The sequence below is a fragment of the Microbacterium sp. p3-SID336 genome (assembly GCF_025143365.1).
Taxonomy (GTDB): domain Bacteria; phylum Actinomycetota; class Actinomycetes; order Actinomycetales; family Microbacteriaceae; genus Microbacterium.
In genome coordinates this window covers 86,313-94,825 of record NZ_JALXPE010000003.1, presented here as the reverse complement: position 1 = coordinate 94,825, position 8,513 = coordinate 86,313, and the positions used below count along the sequence as shown (strand labels likewise).

At 70.0% G+C, this 8,513-nt stretch carries 8 protein-coding genes; 3 read left to right on the top strand and 5 right to left on the bottom strand.

Annotated elements, in window-relative coordinates; translation table 11 throughout:
• The first annotated feature begins 11 nt into the window (after window positions 1-11).
• Window positions 12-941: a carbohydrate ABC transporter permease gene (locus M3C17_RS01745; RefSeq protein ID WP_259975926.1), complete on the top strand. Its 930-nt coding sequence runs from the start codon at window positions 12-14 to the stop codon at window positions 939-941.
• The gene (locus M3C17_RS01740; protein ID WP_259975921.1) at window positions 938-1,858 is read left to right on the top strand and encodes a carbohydrate ABC transporter permease; all 921 of its coding nucleotides are present in this window, start codon (window positions 938-940) and stop codon (window positions 1,856-1,858) included. Before M3C17_RS01745 ends, M3C17_RS01740 begins: the two co-directional genes overlap by 4 nt.
• Window positions 1,859-1,885: 27 nt before the next feature.
• Here the strand turns inward: M3C17_RS01740 and M3C17_RS01735 are convergent, their stop codons facing one another.
• The 3 genes from M3C17_RS01735 to M3C17_RS01725 all read right to left on the bottom strand — a co-directional run bounded on the left by M3C17_RS01735 (window position 1,886) and on the right by M3C17_RS01725 (window position 4,590).
• Window positions 1,886-2,116 carry a DUF4190 domain-containing protein gene (locus M3C17_RS01735; protein WP_259975920.1) on the bottom strand — a complete coding sequence of 77 codons (231 nt, stop codon included), beginning with the start codon at window positions 2,114-2,116 and terminating at the stop codon, window positions 1,886-1,888.
• Window positions 2,117-2,255: 139 nt separating this feature from the next.
• The gene (locus M3C17_RS01730) at window positions 2,256-2,516 is read right to left on the bottom strand and encodes a hypothetical protein (RefSeq protein ID WP_259975919.1); all 261 of its coding nucleotides are present in this window, start codon (window positions 2,514-2,516) and stop codon (window positions 2,256-2,258) included.
• A 184-nt stretch (window positions 2,517-2,700) separates the two neighbouring features.
• On the bottom strand, window positions 2,701-4,590 hold the full coding sequence (locus M3C17_RS01725; protein ID WP_259975918.1) for a beta-galactosidase family protein: 1,890 nt from the start codon (window positions 4,588-4,590) through the stop codon (window positions 2,701-2,703).
• 93 nt (window positions 4,591-4,683) lie between these two features.
• Between M3C17_RS01725 and M3C17_RS01720 the strand changes: the two genes are divergently transcribed.
• Window positions 4,684-5,718 (top strand): LacI family DNA-binding transcriptional regulator, encoded by a 1,035-nt coding sequence (locus tag M3C17_RS01720; protein WP_259975917.1) that lies wholly within the window; start codon window positions 4,684-4,686, stop codon window positions 5,716-5,718.
• Between the two features lie 6 nt (window positions 5,719-5,724).
• On the opposite strand, the gene M3C17_RS01715 is transcribed toward M3C17_RS01720, so the two are convergent.
• Together M3C17_RS01715 and purF are read right to left on the bottom strand one after the other, a co-directional pair.
• Window positions 5,725-7,038 (bottom strand): CynX/NimT family MFS transporter, encoded by a 1,314-nt coding sequence (locus tag M3C17_RS01715; RefSeq protein WP_259975916.1) that lies wholly within the window; start codon window positions 7,036-7,038, stop codon window positions 5,725-5,727.
• Window positions 7,035-8,507, bottom strand: coding sequence for an amidophosphoribosyltransferase (gene purF, locus M3C17_RS01710; RefSeq protein ID WP_259975915.1), 1,473 nt, complete (start codon window positions 8,505-8,507; stop codon window positions 7,035-7,037). The genes M3C17_RS01715 and purF overlap by 4 nt, the downstream gene beginning before the upstream one ends.
• Between the last annotated feature and the right edge of the window lie 6 nt (window positions 8,508-8,513).

The window sequence follows — 8,513 nt, the reverse complement described above, 5'->3', positions numbered from 1 at the left end:
CGACGGTCGCGATGCCGCCCCCCTCCTCCCCGCCGCGGCGCCGGTCGCGCGTGCGTCGCGAAGGACTCACCGGCTGGCTGTTCATGGCCCCCTTCGCCGTGCTGTTCGCGGTCGTCTTCCTGATCCCCATCGTCGTGTCCGTGCGCTCCTCGTTCTTCGCCCAGGTACCTGCCGGCGGCGGACTGTACGGCGGAGGCGAGCTGGTGGACACCTTCGTCGGGCTCGACAACTTCGCCGCCGCCGCGACCGACGGCGCGTTCTGGCTGGGCATGGGGCGCGTGGTGCTGTACGCCGCGCTGCAGATCCCGGTCATGATCCTGGCCGCCCTTGCGCTCGCCCTGCTGCTGGACTCGTTCATCGTGCGGCGTCCCGCCCTCTTCCGCCTCGCGTTCTTCCTGCCGTACGCCGTCCCCGGCATCATCGCCGCGATGATGTGGCTGTACCTCTACACCCCCGAGGTCTCGCCGTTCCTTCCCTACCTCCCCCCGGGCACCGACCTCATGTCGCCGCAGACGATCCTGTTCTCGATGGCGAACATGACCACGTGGACCTACACGGGGTACAACATGCTCATCTTCCTCAGCGCCCTGCAGGCCGTGCCGCGGGATCTCTACGAAGCCGCGCGGCTCGACGGCGCGAGCGGGTTCCAGATCGCGACACGCATCAAGGTGCCCCTGGTGCACGGCGCCGCGCTGCTGGCGGTGCTGCTGTCGATCATCGGCACCATCCAGCTCTTCAACGAACCGGTGATCATGGAGGCCGCGAACTCGTGGATGGGCAAGGACTTCACCCCGATGATGCTCACCTACAACACCATGATGGGCGAGCTCTCGCCCTCGGGCAGCGGCCCCGCCTCCGCCTACTCCCTGCTCATGGCCGGAATCGCCGGAGCGCTCGCGATCGTGTACGCGCTGCTGCAGCGCCGGAAGGGCGACGCATGACCACCACCCGACTCATGACCGTCGCGCCCCGCGCCGCCCGCCGTGGCCGCCGCCGTCAGGACGCCGATGCGCCGCCGCCCTCGATCGCCCCCGGACCTGCGGCCCGCACCTTCGGCATCATCGCCCTGGTCGTCGCCGCGCTGTACTTCCTCGTCCCGGTGTTCTGGCTCGTCGTCGCCTCGACCAAGAGCAATGCCGACCTCACGTCGACCTTCGGGTTCTGGTTCGCCTCCCCGAACCTCGGCCCGAACTACGAGAGCCTCATGGGCTGGACCCAGGGCCTGTTCTGGCGCTGGGTCGGCAACTCCCTGTTCTACTCCGTGAGCGCCGGCGTGATCGGCACACTGTTCGCGGTGATGGCCGGGTATGCGATCGCGAAGTTCGCCTTCCCCGGCAAGAGGCTCGCGGTCGGCGTGATCATGGCGGGGCTGCTGCTGCCGGTCGCCCTGCTCACGGTTCCGCTCTACATCGAGTTCCACGCGCTCGGGCTCACGAACACGGTATGGGCGATCATCATCCCCTCGGCCGTGTCGCCCTTCGGCGTCTTCCTCGGCATGGTCTACGCGCAGTCGTCCGTGCCGACAGAGCTGCTGGAGGCCGCCCGGATCGACGGCGCGGGCGAGGCACGGATCTTCTTCACGATCGTGCTGCGGCTGCTGGGCCCGGCGATGGTGACCATCTTCCTGTTCATCTTCGTGGCGACGTGGAACAACTTCCTGCTGCCGCTCATGATGATCTCCAGTCCGGAGCTCAAGCCGGTCACGCTCGGCCTCTACGGGATGATGAGCTACTTCTCGCCCGACAAGGGGGCCGTGATGCTCGGGGCACTGCTCGGGGTGATCCCCCTGGTCGTGCTGTTCTTCACGCTGCAGAAGTACTGGCGCTCGGGCCTGGCCGCGGGTGCCGTGAAAGGCTGATTCACGCGACACCCGCGGTCGGGACCACTACTGGCGGAAGATCACTGTGAAGGCTCCCGTCACGATGAGCAGGATGAGAAGCACGATCCAGCCGACGAGGACCACCGCGTTGAGGACGATGCCCCAGACCGCGAGCGTGGTGCCGGCCGGTTCGCGTCGTTTGCCGATGATCCCGAAGATCAGCCCGAGGATGGGTACGACGAAGAGGAAGCCGCAGAGGACCGACACGATCCCCAACGCGAAGGAAGTCGTGCTCATCGTGCGTGGCTGGGGCACGGCCGCTTGAGGTGATGCTTCGTACATGAATCTCTCCATTCATTAGGTGACGACGCCGTTCTTCGACGATCGTCGGTGGATCCGCGGCCCGACCGCGAGCGGCTCTGCGCTCCGGTCGGACCTACGGACGCAGTAGTTGGGCGAGCGTGCCGGTCATCACGAGAACGGCGAGGGTCACGAGCCACCCGAGCAGCACGGCGATGTTGAGGCCGATGCCCCAGGCGGCGATGTCCTCCCCCTCGGGTTCTCGCTGCCGTGCACGCAAGCCCACGATGATGCCGATGAGGGGCGGGAACAGTGCGAAACCGCAGAAGACGGCGACGGCGCCGATCACGACGCACGAGATGCTGAGGGTTCGGTCGAGTGACGTCTTCGCGGGCATGGGGAACCGTTCGAGGAGGGGCGCGGACAGAAAGGAGCGTCCGTCGACGGAGGGCGACGGACGCGAATCCGATGCTACCATCGGGTAACACGTTACCTTGCGACGTGCCAGTATGCCCGCGGCAGACGGCAGACGCGAGCCGCGCCGCACACGGCGACGCGGGCGGCTCCTTCGAGAGCGTCCGTCAGGAGCCGATGAACTCCTCGGTCTCCCCGAACGACGGCGTCTCGCGGATCTCCACCGCCGAGCCCAGACCGTCGAGGTCGAGCACCACGACGTCGTTGCGCCCGACGCGCCAGAGCGGGGCGGGGGCGTACAGCGTCTCCTGCGGACCGACGCGCCAGTAGCGCCCGAGCAGGAAGCCGTTGAGCCACACGAAGCCCTTCCCGCCACCGGGGAACGCCAGCCACGCATCCAGCGGCTCAGCCACGTCGAAGGACGCGACGGCCACCCCCTCCGCGTGGTTCCCGACTGCCCCGCCGTTCCCACCCGACGCGCCATTCCGCCGGGTCGCGTCATCGACGCGTGCCGCGCCGTCCGAGCTCGCGCCGACGATCGCGACCGGCGCACTGTCCGGCACGATCCGGTGGGTCCAACCGTGCACGAAGCGCCGCCCGATCAGCACGCCGCGCATGATGCCCTTGCCCTCGCCGGTGTACGGCCCGTAGTTGATGCGCCCCAGGCTCTCCACCAGGATCGTCAGGCGTCCGGAGCCTCCGGCCGACGGCAGCGCGAGGGAGGTGTCCCCGTCGCGCGTGAGCACTCCGAGCCGCTGTCGGTCGAGGTGCACCACGGCGCGGTCGTGCAGTCCGTCGATCGTCAGGGTCGCCCCCTCCGGAAAGGTGACGGCAGCCTCGTAGGCCACGAGCCCGTCCTCCGCACCGAGCTGTTCGAACGTCTGCGGCTGCGGCGACTCCGCGTCGGCCGGCAGCGTCGCGAGCAGGTCGAGCAGCGACGCCGTCGGTCGCAGCGGGGCCGATGCCGCGGCCTGACGTCGAGGCTGGGCGGGAACCGGCGGCAGCTCGCCCGGATGGAACGGGGCGAACAGCGCGCGCACCGCGTGGAACTTCTCGCCGAGCGTGCCGTCCTCGCCGATCGGCGCATCCGAGTCGTAGCTGGTCACCGTCGGCTGCAGCACCCCGTCGTGGTTCGCACCGTTCCAGAACCCGAAGTTCGTGCCGCCGTGCGCCATGTAGAGGCTGACCGAGCCGCCCTCGTCGAGCAGCTCGCGCACCGTGCCGCCCATGCTGGCCGCCGAACGCACGTGATGCCGCTCGCCCCAGTGGTCGAACCACCCGCCCCACAGCTCGCTGCACATCAGGGCTTCCCCCGGGCGGCGCAGCGCCGCCGCGAGAGGGACGCCGGTGCCGAACGTGAACGTGGTCATGGCGCCGGGCACGCTGCCGTGCGCGATCATGTCGTCGGTGGTGCCGTCGGCGGTCGTGAGCATCTCCACCATGCCGCGGGCGCGCAGGCCGTCCCGCAGGTATGCGAGGTAGGCGTCGTCGCTGCCGAAGGAGCCGTACTCGTTCTCGATCTGGATCGCCACGATCGGCCCGCCGTACGCCGCCTGCAGCGGCACGAGCTGCGGGAGCAGCGCGTCGTACCAGGCGTCCACGGCGGCGAGGAAGTCGGGGGCGCTCGTCCGCAGCGCCGCAGCGCGACCCGAGAGCCAGAAGGGGATCCCGCCGTTCGACCACTCGGCGCAGATGTAGGGGCTCGGTCGCAGGAACACGTCCAGCCCGACCTCCCCCGCCAGACGGACGAAGCGTGCGATGTCCCGCCAGCCGTCGAAGCGCGGCTCGCCCTCGACGCGCTCGTGGAAGTTCCAGGCGACGTAGGTGTCCACCGTGTTCGCGCCCATGGCGGCGAGGCGCCGCAGCCGGTCCTCCCACTGGTCGGGATGCACACGGAAGTAGTGGAGGGAGCCGGCGAGGATCCGATGCGGGACGCCGCGACGCAGGATCTCGCCCGCTCGCCAGGCCAGCGCCGGCGTGCCGTCGGAAGGGGTGACGGCCGGCGGGGCCGCGGCGGCGGGCGAACCGTCCGCGGCTGCGGCGAGAAGGTCAGGCATAGCGCTCCCCACAGAATTGTTTGCGTTCACATTATCGCATCGTCGTCCGTCGTGCTCCGCGTCATTCCGCCGTTTGATCGCTACCATTGGGGCATGTCACCCCGCCGCCCCAAAGACGACCGCGCCCCGAGCCAGGTCGACGTCGCCCGCCTCGCCGGGGTCTCCACCCAGACCGTCTCGCGCGTGATGTCAGGGCAGGACAACGTGCGCCCGGAGACCGCCCGCCGCGTGCTCGCCGCCGTCGAGGAGCTCGGCTATCGGGTGCATGCGGCTGCCGCCTCCCTCGCCAGCGGCCGCACCCGCGTGCTCGGGGTGATCGTCGTCTCCACCGACCGCTACTCCTCGGCGGCCCTGGGCGTCGGCATCCAGCAGGCCGCCGCCGCGAACGGCTACACCGTGACGACCGCCGCCGTCGCCGACCACGCCTCGGATGACGCCTTCTTCGAAGCCTTCGACCGGCTGGAGCGCCAGGGAGCGGAGGGCATCATCCTCGGCGTCCCGATCGCGCTCGACAGCCCCGCCATGCGCGCCCGCACAGAGCGCACCCCCGCGACCCGCAGCGAGCGCACGTCCCTCGAACACGATGCGCCGCTCGCCGTCGACCAGCGCGCGATCGCCCGCCTCGCCGTCGAGCACCTGCTCGACCTCGGCCATGCCACGGTGTGGCACGTGTCCGGCGACGACTACTGGACGGAGACCGAGCAGCGCAGCGAGGCCTGGGAGCAGACGCTCCGCGACCGCGGCATCGTGCCGCCTCCCGTGATCCCCGCGGACTGGACCCCCGAATCCGGCTACCGGGCGGGACGCACCATCGCCGCGATCCCCGAGGCGACCGCGGTGTTCGTCAGCAGCGACGAGATGGCGTTCGGCCTCATCCGCGCGCTCCACGAGGCGGGGCGCAGCGTGCCGGAGGACGTCTCGGTGGTCAGCGTCGACGACATCGCCCTCGCCGCCTACGCCTCCCCCGCCCTCACCACGATCCGGCAGCCCTTCGAGGCTATGGGCCGCGCGGCGGCGCTGCGGCTGATCGCGCAGATCGAAGGGCGCGACCCCGTCGGCGACATGCCCTCGACCGAGCCGCAGCTCATCGTGCGGTCGTCGACGGCACCCCCGCGCGGGGCGCACTGAGCCGGCTCACCACGAGCCGTGCCGCCGCTCCCACTCGTCCTCGATCGTGCGACGGCGCCCCGCGACGATGCCCGCGGGGATCGACGCCACCAGCACCGCCCCGACCACGATCAACGGGACCTTCCACCCGCCGGTCGTGTCGTGCAGCAGTCCGACCAGCAGCGGGAAGACCGCGGCGATGGCGTAGCCGATGCTCTGCACGAACCCGCTCAGCGCCACCGCGCTCTCCGGCGTGCGGGCGCGGATGCTCAGCAGCACGAGGCTCAGCGGGAACATGATCGCCGTCAGGCCGAAGATGCTCACCCACAGCGGCAGCGCGACCGTCGGCGCCAGCAGCAGGCCGAGCAGTCCGACGAGACCGGCGCCGACCGCGACGAGGAACAGGGGGCGGGTCGCCTGGAAGCGCACCACCAGGATCGGCACGAGCATCGAGCACGGGAGGCCGATCAGCGCGAACAGCGAGAGCAGGAATCCGGCGGTCGCCGGGCTCACACCGCCGATGTCGACCAGCATCGTGGGCATCCACGCGAACGAGACGTAGGCCATGGTCGACGAGGTGCCGAACACAAGCGCCAGCGCCCACGCGAGCGGCAGCCGCCACAGGCGCGAGAATGCGCGCGGATTGGCCGGCACCGTGGTGATCGGGCCCGTCGAGGCGGCCACGGCGTCGCGGACGTCGTCCACTCCGTCCGTCGGGTCGGGGACGAGCAGCTCGGCGGGCACCGGCTCCGACGACCCCGTGCGGTGTCGCAGCAGCAGGGTGACCCAGGGCACGAGCGCGAGAGCCGCCATCACGCCCCACATCCCCAGCGACAGGCGCCAGCCGAACGTGTCAGCGACCGGCACGGCGACCAGCGGTGGCAGGAACGTCGACACCGCCATCGTGGTCGAGTACACCGTCATCATCACGCCGAGACGGTCGGGGAAGTACTTCTTCACCAGCGGCGGCAGCAGCACGTTGCCCGAGCCGACGCCCGCGAACACGATCGCCGTGGCACCCAGCAGGCTCGTCGAATCCACCGCGACCCCGCGCAGCAGCAGCCCGAGCGCCATCAACGCGATCGCGGTCACCGCCATCCGCTCCAGTCCGAACCGGCGCTCGAACAGCGGGGTGAGCAGACCGAACAGCGCGAAGCACACGGGCGGTGCCGCACCGATCAGGCCGACCACCACCGGAGACACCGGGAAGTCGTCCATCACATGGTCGAGCACCGGGGACAGCGAGGCCACCGCGGAGCGCAGCGAGAACGCGACCAGGACGATCCCGATCAGCGCGAGTGCCCGGCCCTGCCACAGCGGCCGTGCGCTCGGCGACGTCATGAGGTCTGCGACCCCTCCACCCAGGCGAGGTACTCGTCGGTGACCGTGCCGGTGACGTAGCGGCCGTCGAAGCAGCTCATGTCGAGGTCCTCCAGCGCGGAGCCCTCGGTGATTGCGGCTTTGAGATCCTCGACCTCCTGGTACACCAGGTGGTCGCAGCCCAGCTCCTCGGCGATCTCCGGGATCGTCCGGCCGTGGGCGATCAGCTCGTGACGCGAGGGCATGTTGATGCCGTACACGTGCGGGTGCCGCACGGGCGGCGCAGCGGAGGCGAACGTCACCGAAGCGGCGCCGGCATCCCGCGCCATCTGGATGATCTCCTTCGACGTGGTGCCCCGCACGATCGAGTCGTCGATCAGCAGCACGTTCTTGCCCTGGAACTCGGCCGACATCGCGTTGAGCTTCTGCCGCACGCTCTTCTTGCGCACCGCCTGACCCGGCATGATGAAGGTCCGGCCCACATAGCGGTTCTTGTAGAAGCCCTCGCGGTACTCGATGCCGAGCTTGCGGGCCACCTCCATCGCCGCGGGGCGGGAGGAGTCGGGGATCGGCATGACCACGTCGATCCTGTCCATGGGCACGTGCTTCGCGATCGTGTCGGCGAGGCGGTCGCCCATCCGCAGCCGCGACTCGTAGACCGAGATGCCGTTCATGATCGAGTCGGGGCGGGCGAGGTAGACGTACTCGAAGGCGCACGGCGCGAGGTGCGTCTCGGCGGCGCACTGCTTCGTGAACAGCTCGCCGTCGTTCGTGATGAACACGGCCTCGCCGGGCTCGACCTCCCGCACGACCTCGTAGTCGGCGTTCTCGAGCACCAGGGACTCGCTGGCCACGACCCACTCGTCGCGCCCCTCCTTGCCCGGCACGATCGACGGACGGCGGCCGAGGATGAGCGGACGGATGCCGAACGGGTCGCGGAAGGCGAGCAGCCCGTACCCGGCGATGACCGCGATCACCGCGTAGGCGCCCTCGATGCGCTCGTGCGTGCGCGCCACGGCCTCGAAGATGCGCTCCGGGTCGAGGTCGACCGTGGAGGTCGTGGCCTGCAGTTCGCCCGCGAGCACGTTCAGCAGCAGCTCGGTGTCGCTCGACGAGTTGAGATGACGGCGGTCGCGCTTGGCCATGTCGGCCGTGAGCTCACGGGTGTTGGTGAGGTTGCCGTTGTGGATGAGGATGATGCCGTAGGGCGCGTTCACATAGAACGGCTGCATCTCCTCCTCGCTCGACGCGGTGCCCTTGGTGGCGTAGCGCACGTGGCCGAGGCCGACGTTGCCGAGCAGCGCGCGCATGTCCCGCGTGCGGAACGCCTCGCGCACCATTCCCGGCGCCTTGGCGTTGTGCATCACGCCGTTGGACTCGGCCGTCGCGATGCCCGTGGCGTCCTGGCCGCGGTGCTGCAGCAGCAGCAGCGCGTCGTAGATGTCCTGATTGACCGGGGCTGTCCCCACCATTCCGACGATGCCGCACATGGGTGG

Coding starts and splice junctions, on each gene's coding strand:
- M3C17_RS01720 (WP_259975917.1), top strand. CDS start 4,684: ATGTCACCCCGCCGCCCCAAAGACGACCGCGCCCCGAGCCAGGTCGAC.
- M3C17_RS01745 (WP_259975926.1), top strand. CDS start 12: ATGCCGCCCCCCTCCTCCCCGCCGCGGCGCCGGTCGCGCGTGCGTCGC.
- M3C17_RS01725 (WP_259975918.1), bottom strand. CDS start 4,590: ATGCCTGACCTTCTCGCCGCAGCCGCGGACGGTTCGCCCGCCGCCGCG.
- M3C17_RS01740 (WP_259975921.1), top strand. CDS start 938: ATGACCACCACCCGACTCATGACCGTCGCGCCCCGCGCCGCCCGCCGT.
- M3C17_RS01730 (WP_259975919.1), bottom strand. CDS start 2,516: ATGCCCGCGAAGACGTCACTCGACCGAACCCTCAGCATCTCGTGCGTC.
- M3C17_RS01735 (WP_259975920.1), bottom strand. CDS start 2,116: ATGAGCACGACTTCCTTCGCGTTGGGGATCGTGTCGGTCCTCTGCGGC.
- purF (WP_259975915.1), bottom strand. CDS start 8,507: ATGTGCGGCATCGTCGGAATGGTGGGGACAGCCCCGGTCAATCAGGAC.
- M3C17_RS01715 (WP_259975916.1), bottom strand. CDS start 7,038: ATGACGTCGCCGAGCGCACGGCCGCTGTGGCAGGGCCGGGCACTCGCG.